Origin of the sequence: Streptomyces sp. NPDC058045, assembly GCF_042885635.1 — a bacterium.
Classification (GTDB): Bacteria; Actinomycetota; Actinomycetes; order Streptomycetales; family Streptomycetaceae; genus Streptomyces.
The window spans coordinates 1-15,140 of sequence record NZ_JBHVRR010000028.1 but is presented as its reverse complement, the minus strand read 5'-3'; the positions used below and the strand labels follow the sequence as shown (position 1 = coordinate 15,140).

The following is a 15,140-nucleotide window of genomic DNA, read 5'->3' as shown; positions in this document are numbered from 1 at the left end:
GGTGCCCCACCAGGCCCCGTCACGGGTGAAATTCCGACCGCCCGGCAACAGGGCGGGGCCGCACCTGGTGCGGCGCGGCCTCGCCCTGCGGACTGCCTCAGGGCCACCAACGGCCCGTCAGTCTGCGGGGGTTGTACACGGGCCTGTCCGGGTGGGGACGAGCGCGTCAGCCTGTGTCTGTGCGGCGTTCGGCGCCGACGGCGCTGTTGCCCGGTGCGGCGGGGGTTGCGGGTAAGTAGCGGCCGTGGCGGGCCTTGCGTGCGAGCCCCTGGCCGAGCAGGGCTTTGAGGGCTTTGTAAGCGGCGGTCTGTCCCAGCCCCGTCACCTCGCGGATCTGGGCGGGGGTCATGCCGTCGGGCGGGGCGGCGGCCAGCGCGGCGGTGACAGCGGTCTGGGTTTCTGGGGTAGCGGTGACCGGGGCCCCGTTGGTGTGGACCCGCGCCGAGCAGGAGGTGTTGACCGGGCAGTTGTTGCAGATGCCCGATGCGGCGGCCAGGAGCTTGCCGGACGGAGTGCCCTTGGCCATCACCAGAGCGTCGAACGGGCCCGGGGCATCCAGGCAGGCGGCCGTTCCCCGGTCGGTGGTGGGCAGGAGCGGTGCTTCGGCCAGTTCGTAGGCGGACACGAAGGCTGTCCCTTCACTGAGTGGGGGCGGAGGTCCGCCAGGCGTCGTATGCGATGTCCGGGCCGTGGTCCGTGGTGTGGTTCATACGGGGTTCTTTCGTCGGGTGCGGGATGGGTGCGGGCTGACCGGCCGGTCGCGGCATCAGGGAAGGCATGGGGCGGCGGAATCGGCCGGGAGACGGGGGTGGGAAAGATCAACCTGCGCGGCCTGTCGCTGCAGGTCAGAACCTGTACGGTGGCCTGCCGACGGCCTGCCGGGGACGTGCCGGTCCGGCAGGCTGCCGGGCAGGTCAGGAGAAGGCGTCCAGGGCCCGGTCCACGTCGGTCAGGCGGTAGCCGGTCGGCTCGCCGGGCAGGTTGCGCAGCCGGGTGGAGGACAGGGAGACACCGGCGTCCGTGAGGGCCTTGCGCAGGTTGCGGCCGATCATGGCCAGCCGGTCGTCGCGCTCGTCCCACTTCCCCCACCGGGCATGGTCGTCGGCCTTCAGGTGGTCGGCGAGCTGGGCCACCGTCAGGGCCTCGGGGTTGCTTTCGGCGCGGAAGGCTTCCCGGATGGTGAGCAAAATGCCGGGCACAGGCTTGGGGCCGGCGTCGGTGGCGCACAGCTCCACCAGGTCCAGGTACTGGCTGGTCAGTCCCGCCTCGCTGAGGGTGTGCGTGAGGTCGGGCAGCCCGGCGGCGGCGCGTTCGGCGCCGACCTTGTTCGCGTACGCGTCGGTGACCTCGCGGACCTGGTAGCGGATGGGCCGGTTGGGCATGCCCGGCAGGCCCTGGGCGTAGATCTGTCCGGCGTCGTTGACCTCGGTGTGGGTGGCGGCCTGGATGAGGTCGGCGCGGTAGCCCTCGGCAACGGCGCCGCCGCCCAGCAGCTCGGTCACGTCCACCCGGCGGCAGGCGCCGAGCAGTTTGGCGGACAGCTTGGGCCCGATGGCCTGGCTGAGGTAGTCCTTGGTGCCGAACTGGCTTCCGGCGTAGAACCAGATGGCCTCCTTGCGGCCGAGCAGCAGCGCGCGGATGAGCAGGGCCTTGTTCTCGTCGCTGAGCTGGGGCCACTCGTCGACGAACACGCAGATCGCCGGATGCTCCGGCGAGACGCGCCACTTGTTGCCCCAGCCGTAGCGGGCGCGCTGGCGGGCGCGGGCCGAGCACCACTTCAGGAGGAACTGCAGGACGGCGTTGATCTGCTTGTCGTCCATGCAGGCACTGAGGGTGATGGCCGGCCCCAAGGAGCCGACGCCGGTCCCGGCCGGGTCGAGGTTGAAGGCGACGGCGTCACGGCAGGCGGTGACGACTTCGGCCATGGCCAGCATCACGCCGGACTTGCCGCCGCCGGAGTCGGCGACCATCAGCAGCATCAGCCCGGCGAGGCTGAAGACGAGCGGGGTGCCGTCCATGGCCACCCCGAGGTCGGCGGTGTCCACCACGGACTTCGACAGCGGCGGCCGGTACGGCAGGGGGCCGACCACTTCCGGCGAGAACGGGTTGCGCAGGATCGCGCGGACGAACGCGCTGTCCCCGGCTTCCGGGTCGCCTTCGACCAGCAGGCCGTTGCGCCGCAGCCGCAGCCGGGTGATGAGCCCCTTGTAGGTGTCGTCGCGGTTGAGCTCGTCCGGGCTGCCGGTGTCGAACTGGATGTAGAACGACCAGCCCCACGGCTCCTCGGCGGTCTTGACGACCTCGGCCAGGTCCCCGCCTTCGTCACGGATGGCCTGGGCGAGGACGGCGGCGGCCTGCCGCTCGGTGAGGGCCTCGCGCAGTGACCGCACCGGGGCTTCGTCGTCGTCCGGGCCGTCGTCGGCCCTCTCTTCCTCGTCCGCCATCGTCGGCTCCTGGTCGGCCGGCGCGGGGGCCGGGCCTTCGGCGCGGTAGTCGGCGGGCGCGTCCAGTTCCGGGATCTGCAGGTCGGCGGGGATGGTGCGGGCGGTGAGCGGGACGGGGTGGCGGGTGAGCCACCATCCCGCGCCCAGCAGAGCCGGGCCGGTGATCAGGGCGGTGACCGGCGCCACGGCGGTGACGGTGGCCAGCACGCCGAGGGCGGGCACCACCACGAATGTGAACCGCACGGCGCCCTGGGTACCGCGCCACCGGTCGATCTGCTCGGTGGTGGGCTGGTCCGGGTGGAACGGCATCGCGCGCAAGACGACAAGGCCGTTGCGGCGGCGGTCGGCCTCGGCCCCCAGGTCCCGCAGCCGCGACTTCTCCGGGTTGCTCAGGCCGTCGTCGACGGCCTTGTTCACCAGCTTGTTCATCTGCTTCAAGGTCTGGTCGCGGGCGTCGCGGGCCTCGTCGCGGCGTTCGGTGTAGTGGTCGAGGTGCTTCTTGACGATGCGGCGGCGGATCTCGTCGCGGCTCATGTAGCGCACGGCGGCCCAGTGGACGGTCAGGGCCCACAGGTGCCGGACGCCGGGCAAGGTGTGGCCTGCGACGACGCGGGCGGCGGTGGCAGCGGCATGAGCGATCCGGCGGACGGCCCGGCGGCGTCCCGGACCGGAGGCCCGGGTTCTGCCTCCCTCAGCCCCCGGACCGTCGGCCCGCTCGCCGTCCGTGCCGGGGCTGGGCTCGTCGTCGACGAACTCGCCCTCGTACACGATGACGTCGGGCAGCAGCTCACTCTCGCGGTGTCGGGCGGTCATGGTCGTGCTCCAGAGAGGTTGCGGCAGACAAGGGGGCGAGGGCGCCCGCGGCCGAGGGCCGCGGGCGTGGGGCGGGAGTTACCCGCCGAAGATCCACAGGCCGACGTTGTTGCCGGTCAGGGTGACGGCGCCGACGAGGATGCCCATGAAGCCGAGGGTGGTGCCGTAGCAGACGGCGACCAGCGAGCCGCCGGCCATTTCCTTCCAGTCCTTCGGCTTGCCGCGGGCGGCGAAGAGCTTGATGACGTACCAGGTCAGGCCGCACAGGCCGATGCCGGCGCCTCCGGCGGAGACCGGGGTGACGGTCGAACGCGGCGGGTTGGGGGTCGCCTTGGCTCCGGCGACGCCTTCTGCGGCGGCCTCACCGGCGACGTTCATGCCGTGGCGGAGGGCACCGGCGATCTCGCCGAGGATGCCGGTGGAGTTGACGGTGACCAGCAGCATGAAGAAGAAGACCAGCGCGAACGTCTTCTTGTTCTTGAGGATCTTGTACTTGAAACCGGCGACGACCGCGACGGTGGCCATCGCGCCGAAGAGCAGGGCGCCGAAGGAGGCGTTGGCGGTGGTGTTGTCGAAGATGTTCATGGTCAGGCTCCGGTGAGGGTGTGGACGATGGCGTCCCAGGAGACGATCAGGACGCCGCAGGCAGCGGCCCAGATCGGAGGGCGGGTGAGGATCCAGCCGAGGCCGGAGCGGGCGAACTTCCACATGCCGCGGCCAACTGCGATCACCACGGACCGGCACAGGCGGCACAGGCCGCCGAACACGCCGGGGGCGAGGCTGCCGAGCCAGAGCGAGCCGACTGCGCACAGCACCGCCCCGGCCGGGGCGAAGACGGCGTAGGCGACGCCGCCGGTGCTCAGCGCGTTCGCGACCCAGCGGGCCGGGGTGGTGCCGTCGACGGGCACCAGCGTGACCAGCCCGATGCACAGCAGGTTGCGCTTGATCTGCAGGCGTCCCCACTCCACGGGATTGCCGTCGGCGTCGAAGGGGTTGGTGCGTTCGATGACCAGGGCGGCCATGTCTGCCCAGCCGAAGCCGAACAGCCCGGAGATGGCGCTTTCCACCCCACGGCTGGCGACTTCGGTCATGTCCCACCCGGTCGGGCCCGGGTCGGTCAGCGGTGGGGCCGGGGGCGGCTGATGCCCGGTCACCGCGCACTTCTCGGCCGCGTCGTCGGCCACCTGGCACCCGGTGCGGACCGGGCAGCCCGAGCAACACCCGGCCGGGCCGCCTGCCAGCGGGTCGTGCGCGTCCTTGCGCAGCCACCACGGCTCGCCCTGGCCGGAGCCGTCCAGGCTGGTCGTCTTGTGAACGTCGGGCATCACCGGTCACCGCCGGGTGCCGGCATCTCGCCGAGGGCAGCCAACAGCGCGGCGCGAGCGGCCAGTTCGTCGCCGCCGAGCTGGCGGGCGTCGCCGTCCTCCGGGCCGGGGCCGCCGTCGCCGGTCCGGGGAGCGGACGGCAGGACGATCACCACCATGGCAGGGTGGATGTCGTCGCGGTGGGTGCGGCGAAGGCGCCACCACCAGCGGATGTGCGAGAGCATGAGATTCCTCTTCCGGGAGGGACGCGGGGCCGGTCGCTGTAGGAGGTGGAGCGGCCCCGCGCGCCGGTGGGGAGGCGGCACGGGCGGGAGTACTCACCAGCCAGTTCGTGCGCGCGTTCGATTCTGGGGGGGTGGGGTGGCGTTTGGCCACCCCGTTTCGGATCAGGTCGCCGACCGGTGGACCGGGTTGGGGCAGGGCTTGTGGTGGCGGTGCTGCGTCTCTTCGCGCGGGCAGTCGGCGCCCACGCACCGCATCAGCACCAGGCCGGTGCCGGAGCACATCTGGCAGGACAGCTCCACGGCCAGCCGGGCGACGGCGACCAGGGCCAGGGCGACGTGGGCCCGCGCTTGGGCCTCGGTGGCGGTGTGGGGACTCATGTCGCGCTGGGCAGTGGTGACGGTGTCGCGTGCGGATTCCAGCAGCGCAGCGGCGGAGTTGGGGTCGGACACGTGGTTCTCCTCGGTGAGTTCGGGTCGGGGTGGGTGGGGCCGGTCGGCCGTGGCCGTCCTGGGGTCCGGTGCACTTCCCGGTGCGGGTGGCTCTGCCGTCTCCAGGGCGACCACTGCCGGCCGCTCACCCGGCGGGCTGCTTCGCCTTCACCGCGCGGATCTGGTTGCGGATCCACTCCGGGTCGGCGTCGAACTCACGGCCCAGGGCGGTAGGGGACGGGGTCTCTCCGGCGTCGATCAGGCCGGTGATCCGCTCGCGGACGCTGTCGCGCAACGCGTCCTTACCGGTGCCGCCACCGCCCCCGGTACCGGTCTTCTTCTCGGTCCGGGGCGGCTTGCGCGGCGGCGGGTTACCGCCCGGCGCGGGCGGCTCTTTACCGCCTGGGCTACCGGTTGGCGAGCCGGGGTTACCGGTACCGGTTACCGGCGCTTTACCGGTTGCATTACCGCCTCCGCTACCGGTGGCGCCGTCACCGCTACCGGCACCGGTACCGGTACCGGTACCGGTACCGGTACCGGTACCGGTGCCCGGCGGCAGAGCCGGGGCGGTGGTGACCGGTGCGGCGGGCGCCGGGTCACCGGGGGTCTTACCGGTGGTGTGGCCGTCGCGAAGGGCGTGGACCCGCCACAGCACGAACGGTCCGATGGAGACGACGAGGGCGACCAGCCACCAGGTGGGCCGGATGTGTTCACCGGTTCCGGTGACGCCGAACAGTCCGGCGTCGGCGAGGTGGACCAGGACGTTGGCGACGACCATCAGGCTGATGGCGGTGAAGGTGTCGCGGTGGCGGCGCATGGCGGCGATCACGTAGACGTCGATGGCGACCGGCAGCAGCGGGGCGATCCAGACGGGGAAGCCGACGAGCGTCGCCAGGGACCATTCGCCGGAGGCGGTCAGACCGATCGCGGCGAACAGCGCGAAGGTCGGCAGCTTCTTGGTCAGCTTCTCCCCGCGCTGGGTCCGTTGTTCGGCCTCCTGCTGGGCCTGTTCCAGTACCCGCGCGGCCTCTTCGCGGTCCCGGCGGGCCGAGTCGAGGGCGGCGGTCACCTCGCGGCCCTGCCGCTCGACCTGCTTGCGGGCCTGTTCCAGTTCCTTGCTCGCGTCCGAGGCGGCCTGCTTGACCAGGTCGGCGGCCTGGCGCTGGGCGGCGTCCAGCAGTGTGGCGGCCTCCGCCTCGGTGGTCTGGCGAAAGGATTCGGCGGCTTCCTCACGGCGGCGGGCCTCGGCGGCGGCCTGCTCGCGTACGCCCGAGGCGTCGTTCTCCGCCTCTTGCCGGAACGTGGCCGCTGCCTGCTCGGCGTCCTCCTGCCGCTGCCGAGTCTCGGCGGCGGCGCGTTCGCGGATGATGTCGGCCTGGCGCTCGGCCCCGGCCCTGATCTCCTCGGCCGCCTTGCGGGCCTCGGCCTGGATGGTGCTGGCCTTGGCGGCGTCCGCCTCGCCCGCCTCCCGCAGTTGGGTGGCTGCGGTGCGGGCGCTGGCCAGGATCTCCTCGGCCGCGTCGCGGGCCTGGGCGAGGATGGCCTTGGCGGCCTCGATCTGCTGTTCGGCCGTCTGGTGGGCCTGCTGGGTGTGGAGGTCGGCGACGAGCTGGCGCTGTGCGGCGCCGTCGGCGCCGGCCTCGGTCTGGGCGGCGGCGGTGGCCGCCTCCCGTCGCAGGGTCTGGGCCTCGCGGCGGGCGGTGGCCAGCAGGTCGGCGGCCTCCACGTGCGCCGTTTCCAGGAGTTCGGCGGCCGTCGGCTCCGGCCTTGGGCCGCCGATCAGTACGGCGCGGTGGGCGCCGGGGATGCGCGGTTCGCGGTGGTGCGGTGTCACCGGGCGTCTTCCTTCTTCGTCCAGGTAGCGGCGAGTCGGCCCGCGGCCTTTTCGGCGGCGGCCTGGTCCAGGGCTTCGGTGATGCGGGCTTTGGTCTGCCGGGCGGAGGTGGCGCGCTGCCGGGCGTTCTCGGCCTCGGCGACGTGGTGCTGCCAGGCACGAAGGGGGCGAGGAGACATCAGCGGCGTCCTTCCTGGCGGCGGCGCTCGTCGTCGGCCCACTGCCACCCCGCGCGGTCGGCGCGGTCGGCGCCGCCACGGTGGTGCCGCTCACGGCGGCGGGCGGAGCGGACGGCCTCGCGGCGAACGGCCTTGTCCGACGCGCTCTCCTTGCCGCTGTACTTGTCGGCGGCCAGCTGGCGGTCGTTGCCGCCGCCCAGCCATGACAACGACCAAGCCATCACGCGCCTCCGGCGGTCTGCGCGGTCAGGTGGATGGTCGAGCTGCCGCAGAAGCCGATGGCCTCCAGGTAGGTGCCGGTCGGCCGCAGCCCGGGGGCGTTGATGGCGCGGGCCAGGGAGGTGATGAGGTCTGCGGGCAGGGGCTGGGCGACGTGCACGGCGACGTCGGCGTGCAAGGGGGCGGCGTCGCTGATCAGGTCCATCAGGTGGGAGACCAGGTCGGCGTCGTTCAGCGCGGGGCCGGATTCCGGGGCGGGCGCTACGGCGGTGGGGATGGTGGCGACCACCATCCGGGCCAGCCCCGCCCTCAGGTGCAGCAGCGCGTACACCAGAGCGTCGGTGTCCATCTCGTCGAGCGGCAGGCCGATGAGCCAGGCCAGCAGGTCGCGGCCGGATTCGGTGGCCTCGACGCGGCGGGCGGCCGGCGTGGTGGCCGACAGGCCGTTCCAGGCCATCCGCAGGTACTCGTCCAGGGAAGGGGGGCTGGGGTGCGGCACGCGGCTGACGGTTGCCGGGCGTTGGGTCAGCTCGCGGCCGGGGGTCTGAATAGGCTGGGACACAGCTCGTCTCCTCGTTGCATGAGGAACGGGTCAGGCCCTCGTCCGGCGGTTGCATCGCTGGCCGGGGGCCGCTGCCGTCTTCGGGCATCACGGACACCAGCCCCCTCCGGAAATTCCCTCGGGGGATCAGTGCTCCCTCAGTAAAACCTCATTCCCCTCATGAGGTCAATAGATCCCCTCGGGGGATTGCCTGGGGTGGCGAGGGGGCCTAATGTCTCCCTCATGAAGAAGCCCGATCCCCTCGCCAACGCCGAGTTCCGGCGTGTGGCGCAGGCCATCCGCGGCCGCATCCGCGATGGCACCTACCAGCCAGGACAGCGCCTGCCTGCGGCCCCGACCCTTGCGCTGGAGCTGGACAGCAACCGGTCCGCGGTGGAACGCGCGGTGCGGGTGGTGGCCGCCGAGGGCCTGCTGACCACACGGCAAGGGTCGGGCGCGTACGTGTCGCGGATCATCCAGACGATCACCCGGGACGGCACCGCCCGCTACCAGAAGGCCAGGCGCGAGGAGACCGACGGGCCCGACGGAGTTGCGGCCCGCGGTGCGTTCGAGGCCGAGCTGCGGCGTATGGGCCTGGTGCCGCGCAACGTGCCCGGCGTTCGGCGCGAGATCCCCCCTGCGGAGGTCGCCGAGATTCTGGGAGTCGCCGCCGACGAGGTGAGCGTCGTCGTGCGGGACCGGCGGATGTACGCGGCCCCGGCCGGGGCCGAGCACACCGACCTGGGCACCCCGGTACAGATCGCGACGACCTACATTCCGCTGGACATCGCCGGCGGAACGGTCCTGGAGGACTACGACACAGGCGCCGGCGGCATGATCAGCCGACTCGCCGAGATGGGCCATGTCCAGACCCGTATCCGGGAGAAGATCAAGACGCGCACCCCGACCCCGGAGGAAGCGGAGTTCCTGACCCTCGACCTGGACAACCGCGTCCACCAGCTCACCCATATCGCCTGGACCGCACAGGACCGGGCAGTAGAGGTGACGATCCACATCCTTCCGGCCAGCCTGTGGGAACTCAGCTACGGCTGGGACATCGACAGCTGACCGGATCGCCTCCGGCCAGCCGGAGGCGGGCCGGGCCCGCCCGGTGCCGCGCTTCGGTAAGGGAAGCGCGACCAGCACCGGGGAGGCACCTGCGGCCCGACACCATTTGAGCCACCACGCTTCGGCGCGGTGAATGGTGAAAACCCGAGTCGAGAACCACCGAGTCTCAAGGAGAACGGCACATGCCGAGCACCACGACCAGCGGCGGCACCATCGTGCGCGACGCCACCGACCGCTACCGCAAGGCCAGCCGGGAAGAAGCCGGCGCCCACGGTGCGTACGACGCCGAGACCAAGCGTGCCGGAGGCGCCCCCCGTGCCGAGGTCGACGTCCGCCGGGACGCCGCTCCGGCCGATGTCGCCGCCGTACTGGGCATCGAGCCCGGCACCACGGTGGCCGTACGGGCCCGCAAGATGTTCAAGGACGACGAACTCGTGCAGCTGGCCGACACCTTCGTGCCCACCGACGTGGCCGAGGCCGCCGGCATCGAACAGCTGGACACCGGCGTCGGCGGAATCATCAGCCGCATGGCCGAGGCGGGCTTCGCCCAGGCCGAGGTCACCGAGGACGTCACCCAGATCGCGGCCGACGCCGACCAGGCAGCCGCCCTCGGAGTCGACGCGGGCACGCTGCTGCTGCAGATCACCCACGTCGGGCGTACGGCCGAGGGCCGCGCGGTGGAGGTCACCAAGCACGTCCTGGGTCCGAACTGGACCCTGCGTTTCTCTGTTCCCGTCGCCTGAGCGAGTGGCCCACGCCACTGCGCCCGCGCCTCCTCGGCTGCTACCGGGGAATCGCAGGGGGCGGGTGCACAGACAAAGAAACGTGCACACCAACTGAACACCAAAGAAGCGGGCCCCATCCTCGACAGATCCGGGCCCGCTTCTCGTGAGACAACGACGCCGCAACACCATCACGCCTCGTTGCGGTACGCCGGGCTGCTACCCGCCGTACCGCGGCCGCGATGGGCTTGCCGCGCCGGGAGAGCGCCATGCCCAGCCAGAGAGAACCTGCCCGCGCACAACGCTTCCGCTCCAACGGTAGCAACCGCCAAGCGGCCGTCCGTACCGCTCACGCCGCCCCCTGCCGGGAGGCGGCGTGAGCTACGGCTACATCACCCGCGGCCCGATGGCCGCGGACGCCTTCGAGGCCCACTTCACCCGTATCGCCAACCAGCTCTTCCGCGATGCCCGCCTGTCGTTCAAAGCCAAGGGCATCTTCGGTCTGGTCTCCACCCACAAGGATGGCTACGGCCTGTCCATGGAGTCCATCGCCGCCTCGTCCACCGACGGCATCTCCGCGGTCCGCACCGGTCTGAAGGAGCTGGAGCGGTTCGGCTACCTGGTGCGCGAGCGCGACCGCAACGAGGCCGGCCAGCTGGGCCAGACCCGCTACTGGATCACCGACATGCCCGACGGTCTGGTCATCGTCCTGTCCCCCAAGGCCGCCGGCCCCGAGGACGAACAGCCCAGGTCAGCACCAGGATGCGAAAACCGCGCACAGGACCGGGACACCGAAATCCCCAGCTCAGGGCCTAGATGCGATCGTCCACACGTGGGCCGCCCACCCGAGGAAGATCACCGGGGTAAGAAGACCAACTTCCAGAAGATCAACTCTCTCCCCTCCGCGGACACGTTGCCGGACGGGAGAGAAGACCCGGCTTCGCCGCTGAACAACCCGACCGCCCTGGCGGATGGCAGCCAGGCCCCGGCGGTCGCCGCCGCCTGGACCGGGGCCCGGCAGCGGCTGGGCCGCCCGGTGCCGCCGCTGGCCCCGGCCAGGATCGCCGCCAGCGCCGCCGCCCTGCTCGCCCAGGGCCTGGACGCGGCCGTCCTGGCAGCTGCCGCCGCCGACATGGCCAGCCACGACGGCTGGACCGACCTGGCCCGCCACCTGGAGCACTGGACGCCCCCGTCGGTGCCCGCCCCCAGGACCACCGCCCCCGCCTGGTGCGGGCAGTGCAACAACGGCCACCAGCCGCACACCCTCGCCGAGCGGACCCGCGAACGGCCCGACGGCCGCGTCGTCCGCTGCCCGGACTGCCACCCCGCCGCTGCCGCCTCCTGACCCGCCCCGCACCCCTTACGCACCTCTGACCGGAGGACCTTTCCCATGCACGCCCCCACCGATCCCCAGGGCTTCGAGCGTGTCCCGCCGCAGGACCTCGACGCCGAGCAGTCCGTCCTCGGCGGCATGTTGCTGTCCAAGGACGCCATCGGCGACGTGATCGCCGTCCTCAAGGCCCGGGACTTCTACCGGCCCGCCCACGAGACCGTCTTCACCGCGATCCTGGACCTGTTCGGCCGCGGCGAGCCCGCCGACCCGATCACGGTCGCCGCCGAGCTCACCAAACGCGGCGAACTGACCCGCGCCGGCGGCGCCTCCTACCTCCACCAGCTCGTCCAGGCTGTGCCCACGGCCGCGAACGCCGAGTACTACGCCGAAATCGTCGCCGAGCAGGCCCAGTTGCGGCGGCTGACCGAGGCAGGCACCCGCATCACCCAGATGGGGTACGCCGCCGACGGCGACGCCGCCGACATCGCCGACGCCGCCCAGGCCGAGCTGTACGCGGCCGTCGACATCCGCGCCGAGGACGAGCCCAGGGCGCCCGCCGACAGCCTGGAGGCCACCTTCGACGAACTCGACCGCATCGCCCGGCACAAGGGCGCCGTCACCGGCCTGCCGACCGGGTTCGCCGACCTGGACAACCTGCTGCAGGGCCTGCACCCCGGCCAGCTCATCGTGGTGGCCGGCAGGCCGGGGCTCGGGAAGTCCACGCTCGCCATGGACTTCGCTCGCTCCTGCTCCATCCGCCACGGCCGCACCGCGCTGGTGTTCTCCCTGGAGATGGGACGCGACGAGATCAACATGCGGCTGCTGTCCGCCCAGGCCCGGGTCGGCCTGCAGCGCATGCGCTCCGGCACCCTCACCGAGGATGACTGGAACCGGCTGGCCGGGCACCGCCAGGCCCTCTCCGACGCCCCGCTGTTCGTCGACGACTCCGCGAACCTGACCCTGATGGAGATCCGCTCCAAGGCCCGCCGCGTCAAGCAGCGACACGGCCTGGACCTCGTCGTGGTCGACTACCTCCAACTGCTCACCCACGGCGGCCGCCGCCCCGAGAGCCGTCAGCAGGAAGTCGCCGACATGTCCCGCTCGCTCAAGCTGCTGGCCAAGGAACTCGCCGTGCCGGTCGTCGCCCTCTCCCAGCTCAACCGCGGGCCCGAACAACGCACCGACAAGAAGCCCATGCTCTCGGACCTGCGCGAGTCCGGCGCGGTCGAACAGGACTCCGACGTGGTGATCCTGCTGCACCGCGAGGACGCCTACGACAAGGAATCACCCCGCGCGGGCGAGGCCGACCTTCTGATCGCCAAGCACAGGAACGGACCAACAGCGATCTTGACCGTGGCCGCTCAACTCCACCACAGCAGGTTCGCCGACATGGCCGCCTGAAACACCGCCGGGCCGCTCGGACAAACGGTCCGTTCCGGGCTTGTCCGTTGCCCGTACGGCTGGCGCCTGTCCGTACGGCTGGCGCCTGTCCGTACGGCTGGCGCCACCGATTCACGGGCACCGCCGCACCCAACTGGACCTGCGACAACATGACCTGGCGAACCCTCAGCAATTCGCCTAGGCGATTCCCCGAGGGGATCACTTGACCCACACGGGGGAACCCTCTTTACTGGTGAAGCACCGATCCCCCCGGGGAATTTACCCTTCGGGTGGCGGTGACTGACATGCCCTCATCCGGGCTGCTCAGAGACGTAGTGCCCCGAGACGGCCGGCGAGTTTGGCGACGAGACGGCCGTCCCGGGCCCCCGCATCCCGCTTCACGAGACAGGGAGAACTCCATCATGCCCGAGCGCCGGAAGAACCCGGCACGGCTTGCCATCGAGGCAGCCGACCGGATCCGCTCGTTCAACCACGGCACCCTGGGCGCCGCCGCCTACCCCTACCCGGGCGACGTCGACGACGCCGTCCAGGCCCTGGTGCTGCTCGCCGTGCGGCTGCCGCAGGCCATCGAGCAGACCGGCGGCGCCCTGGCCCGGATGCACCGGGCCGGGAACGTCCGCCTGGACGTCATGGGCGACGCGGTGCCGCTGGACGAGCACATGGACGCGTCGGCCCGGGTCGCCGCCGAGGCGGCCCTGGCCGCCGCAGCTCTGGAGGCCGCGCTGAAGAAGCTCGGCGCCTACACCTGCCGTCTGTCCTGGTCCGAGTCTGCGGAGTCGGCCGCGTGAGCTACGACGACGACTGGTATCCGCCCCACCTTGACGGACCCGAGTGGGTCGTTCCGCAGCCCGCCGACTGTCCCAACTGCCCCTGCCACACCGCCCGGGTCTGCCAGGGCAGGCTGTGGCACCGGGCCTGGCCGCAGCACCGGGGCTGCCCGTGCGAGGCTGCGGCCGTCGCCGCCGACACCCCGCCGGCCACCCGGACGCTCACCATCAGCCTCGGCGGGATCACCCGCACCGTGACCGCGCAGGCGCCCGCCGTCGGCGTCGGAGCCGGGTTCCTGCTCACGCCCCGGTGCTTCGCGGCCTCCGGAGGCCACCTGGCCGCTTCGGTCGTGGTGCCGATGGTGCTGGCCCCGGCCCCCGAGACCGCTCCCGCCGACCAGGTCACGGTCGACGAGCACGGCACACGGTGGGCGATCCGGCTGACCGCCTCGTACGGCGGAGCCGAGGTCCGCATCCACGGCTGGCACGACGCCTGACAGGGCGCCCGCCGCACACATTCCACCTTCTTCGCCCCTGCCCGGACCCGGCCCCTCACGGCCGCGCGGTCCACGGGGCGGCACTCCCACGCCATGAAAGGGCGCTATGCCCATCAACACGCCCACAGGCGGCAACGAATCGCCGCTGACCATCCGTCTCCGCCAGACAGGTGGAACCGAACGCGTCTACGACTTCGCATCTCTGTCCTGCCCGGATCTGCGCGGGGGCCTGGCCGCCGCGTTCGGCGCCCGGATCGCACCGGCCACCGGCCCGGTGCGGAGCCTGGCCACCGCGGACCTGTACTACGCCGCCGTCCGCCGCTTCACCGGCTTTCTGGACGCGCTCGGCGAGCCGCTGGACTCCCTCGCCGCCGTGCGTCCCCGGCATCTGCATCAGTACCGGGCCAGCCTGGGCGCCAAGGGAACCGCGACCAGCGTGGCCCGCGAACTCGGGCTGCTGTTCCGTCTGTTGCTGGGCGTCCCCTACGGCAGCCTCGCCCCCGATCTGCGGGACCTCCTCCACAACCCTGGCGGTTTCATCGGCCCGGTGCCCCGTTACGGCGGGCCGGTCACCTACAGCCGGGACGAGTACACGGCCCTGCTGCAGGCGGCACGCGAGGACGCCGAGGAGATCCGCGACCGCATCGCCGCGTCGGAGAAGCTGCTGGACGCCTTCCGCTGCGACCCCGGCGTCCTCAGCGACAGCGACCGCGCGACCGGCGCCGTCCTGGACGAGATGGACCGTACCGGCCGCCCCCCGGCGGATCGCCTTGACCGCCTCGGTACGGCCCGGCGGCTGTTCCTCACCACATCGGACCTGGCGCCGCTGCTGGTCCTGGCCTCCGCCCTCACCGGTCTGCGCGCCAAGACCCTGCACGCGCTGCCCACCGGCCACGAGAGCGTCGGCGGCGCCGTCGTTCTCCGCGTCCCCGGGGACCGCGAACCCGGCCACGGCCTGGTGCGCTGGCCGACCAGCACGGGCACCGGCCGCCCGCTGCACGAGGCCGGGGACTTCTACCTGCTGCTGCACCAGCTCACCGCCCGCAGCCGCCGTTTCTCCCGCTCGAACACGCTGTGGAGCGTGTGGACCCCGGCCGGGCACACCAGGTTGGCACCGCGCGCCGTCCCGGGCCTGATGGGCGACTGGGTCCGCACGCACCGGCTCACCGCCGACGACGGCCAGCCGCTCGATGTCCTGCTGAACCGCCTCCGGGCCACGGTGCACGCCCGCCACCGCGCCTAACGCCAGCCCACCGCACCACCGGGGCCGGGGGGGGGGGGGCCCGCCCGCCCCCCGCCCCCCCCTCCCACCGCCAAGGCCCCGACAACCACGGGGGGGGGGTT

At 72.3% G+C, this 15,140-nt stretch carries 17 protein-coding genes; 7 read left to right on the top strand and 10 right to left on the bottom strand.

Features of this window, described 5'->3' with window-relative positions:
- Positions 1–166 precede the first annotated feature (166 nt).
- The 10 genes from ACFVST_RS18260 to ACFVST_RS18215 form a co-directional block, all read right to left on the bottom strand.
- Positions 167–625 carry a hypothetical protein gene (locus ACFVST_RS18260; protein WP_390152549.1) on the bottom strand — a complete coding sequence of 153 codons (459 nt, stop codon included), beginning with the start codon at positions 623–625 and terminating at the stop codon, positions 167–169.
- A gap of 289 nt (positions 626–914) precedes the next feature.
- Entirely contained in the window at positions 915–3,257 is a 2,343-nt protein-coding gene (locus ACFVST_RS18255) for a hypothetical protein (RefSeq protein WP_390152546.1), read from the bottom strand.
- 78 nt (positions 3,258–3,335) lie between these two features.
- Positions 3,336–3,842 (bottom strand): hypothetical protein, encoded by a 507-nt coding sequence (locus ACFVST_RS18250; protein ID WP_390152544.1) that lies wholly within the window; start codon positions 3,840–3,842, stop codon positions 3,336–3,338.
- A 2-nt stretch (positions 3,843–3,844) separates the two neighbouring features.
- Positions 3,845–4,582 (bottom strand): hypothetical protein, encoded by a 738-nt coding sequence (locus tag ACFVST_RS18245; protein ID WP_390152541.1) that lies wholly within the window; start codon positions 4,580–4,582, stop codon positions 3,845–3,847.
- Positions 4,582–4,806 carry a hypothetical protein gene (locus ACFVST_RS18240; protein ID WP_390152538.1) on the bottom strand — a complete coding sequence of 75 codons (225 nt, stop codon included), beginning with the start codon at positions 4,804–4,806 and terminating at the stop codon, positions 4,582–4,584. The genes ACFVST_RS18245 and ACFVST_RS18240 overlap by 1 nt, the downstream gene beginning before the upstream one ends.
- A 162-nt stretch (positions 4,807–4,968) precedes the next feature.
- Positions 4,969–5,256, bottom strand: coding sequence for a hypothetical protein (locus ACFVST_RS18235; protein ID WP_390152535.1), 288 nt, complete (start codon positions 5,254–5,256; stop codon positions 4,969–4,971).
- A gap of 124 nt (positions 5,257–5,380) precedes the next feature.
- Complete coding sequence (locus tag ACFVST_RS18230) at positions 5,381–7,069, bottom strand: hypothetical protein (protein ID WP_390152532.1); 1,689 nt, start codon at positions 7,067–7,069, stop codon at positions 5,381–5,383.
- A complete protein-coding gene (locus ACFVST_RS18225; protein ID WP_390152530.1) occupies positions 7,066–7,248 on the bottom strand; it encodes a hypothetical protein in 183 nt (60 codons plus the stop codon). Before ACFVST_RS18225 ends, ACFVST_RS18230 begins: the two co-directional genes overlap by 4 nt.
- Entirely contained in the window at positions 7,248–7,469 is a 222-nt protein-coding gene (locus ACFVST_RS18220) for a hypothetical protein (protein ID WP_390152527.1), read from the bottom strand. The genes ACFVST_RS18225 and ACFVST_RS18220 overlap by 1 nt, the downstream gene beginning before the upstream one ends.
- Positions 7,469–8,029, bottom strand: a complete 561-nt coding sequence (locus ACFVST_RS18215; RefSeq protein WP_390152524.1) for a hypothetical protein — start codon at positions 8,027–8,029, stop codon at positions 7,469–7,471. The genes ACFVST_RS18220 and ACFVST_RS18215 overlap by 1 nt, the downstream gene beginning before the upstream one ends.
- A gap of 222 nt (positions 8,030–8,251) precedes the next feature.
- On the opposite strand from ACFVST_RS18215, the gene ACFVST_RS18210 reads away from it, so the two are divergent.
- The 7 genes from ACFVST_RS18210 (at position 8,252) to ACFVST_RS18180 (ending at position 15,039) form a co-directional block, all read left to right on the top strand.
- Complete coding sequence (locus ACFVST_RS18210) at positions 8,252–9,076, top strand: GntR family transcriptional regulator (protein WP_390152521.1); 825 nt, start codon at positions 8,252–8,254, stop codon at positions 9,074–9,076.
- Positions 9,077–9,258: 182 nt separating this feature from the next.
- Entirely contained in the window at positions 9,259–9,819 is a 561-nt protein-coding gene (locus ACFVST_RS18205; RefSeq protein WP_390152518.1) for a UTRA domain-containing protein, read from the top strand.
- A gap of 355 nt (positions 9,820–10,174) precedes the next feature.
- A complete protein-coding gene (locus ACFVST_RS18200) occupies positions 10,175–11,143 on the top strand; it encodes a hypothetical protein (RefSeq protein ID WP_390152515.1) in 969 nt (322 codons plus the stop codon).
- 45 nt (positions 11,144–11,188) lie between these two features.
- Positions 11,189–12,532: a replicative DNA helicase gene (gene dnaB / locus ACFVST_RS18195; RefSeq protein ID WP_390152512.1), complete on the top strand. Its 1,344-nt coding sequence runs from the start codon at positions 11,189–11,191 to the stop codon at positions 12,530–12,532.
- Positions 12,533–12,933: 401 nt separating this feature from the next.
- Positions 12,934–13,320 (top strand): hypothetical protein, encoded by a 387-nt coding sequence (locus tag ACFVST_RS18190; RefSeq protein ID WP_390152509.1) that lies wholly within the window; start codon positions 12,934–12,936, stop codon positions 13,318–13,320.
- Entirely contained in the window at positions 13,317–13,796 is a 480-nt protein-coding gene (locus tag ACFVST_RS18185) for a hypothetical protein (RefSeq protein ID WP_390152506.1), read from the top strand. The genes ACFVST_RS18190 and ACFVST_RS18185 overlap by 4 nt, the downstream gene beginning before the upstream one ends.
- A 106-nt stretch (positions 13,797–13,902) precedes the next feature.
- Positions 13,903–15,039 carry a hypothetical protein gene (locus ACFVST_RS18180; RefSeq protein ID WP_390152503.1) on the top strand — a complete coding sequence of 379 codons (1,137 nt, stop codon included), beginning with the start codon at positions 13,903–13,905 and terminating at the stop codon, positions 15,037–15,039.
- The last annotated feature ends 101 nt before the right edge of the window (positions 15,040–15,140 follow it).

Coding starts and splice junctions, on each gene's coding strand:
- ACFVST_RS18245 (WP_390152541.1), bottom strand. CDS start 4,582: ATGCCCGACGTTCACAAGACGACCAGCCTGGACGGCTCCGGCCAGGGC.
- ACFVST_RS18240 (WP_390152538.1), bottom strand. CDS start 4,806: ATGCTCTCGCACATCCGCTGGTGGTGGCGCCTTCGCCGCACCCACCGC.
- ACFVST_RS18190 (WP_390152509.1), top strand. CDS start 12,934: ATGCCCGAGCGCCGGAAGAACCCGGCACGGCTTGCCATCGAGGCAGCC.
- dnaB (WP_390152512.1), top strand. CDS start 11,189: ATGCACGCCCCCACCGATCCCCAGGGCTTCGAGCGTGTCCCGCCGCAG.
- ACFVST_RS18180 (WP_390152503.1), top strand. CDS start 13,903: ATGCCCATCAACACGCCCACAGGCGGCAACGAATCGCCGCTGACCATC.
- ACFVST_RS18225 (WP_390152530.1), bottom strand. CDS start 7,248: ATGTCTCCTCGCCCCCTTCGTGCCTGGCAGCACCACGTCGCCGAGGCC.
- ACFVST_RS18210 (WP_390152521.1), top strand. CDS start 8,252: ATGAAGAAGCCCGATCCCCTCGCCAACGCCGAGTTCCGGCGTGTGGCG.
- ACFVST_RS18220 (WP_390152527.1), bottom strand. CDS start 7,469: ATGGCTTGGTCGTTGTCATGGCTGGGCGGCGGCAACGACCGCCAGCTG.
- ACFVST_RS18205 (WP_390152518.1), top strand. CDS start 9,259: ATGCCGAGCACCACGACCAGCGGCGGCACCATCGTGCGCGACGCCACC.
- ACFVST_RS18250 (WP_390152544.1), bottom strand. CDS start 3,842: ATGAACATCTTCGACAACACCACCGCCAACGCCTCCTTCGGCGCCCTG.
- ACFVST_RS18255 (WP_390152546.1), bottom strand. CDS start 3,257: ATGACCGCCCGACACCGCGAGAGTGAGCTGCTGCCCGACGTCATCGTG.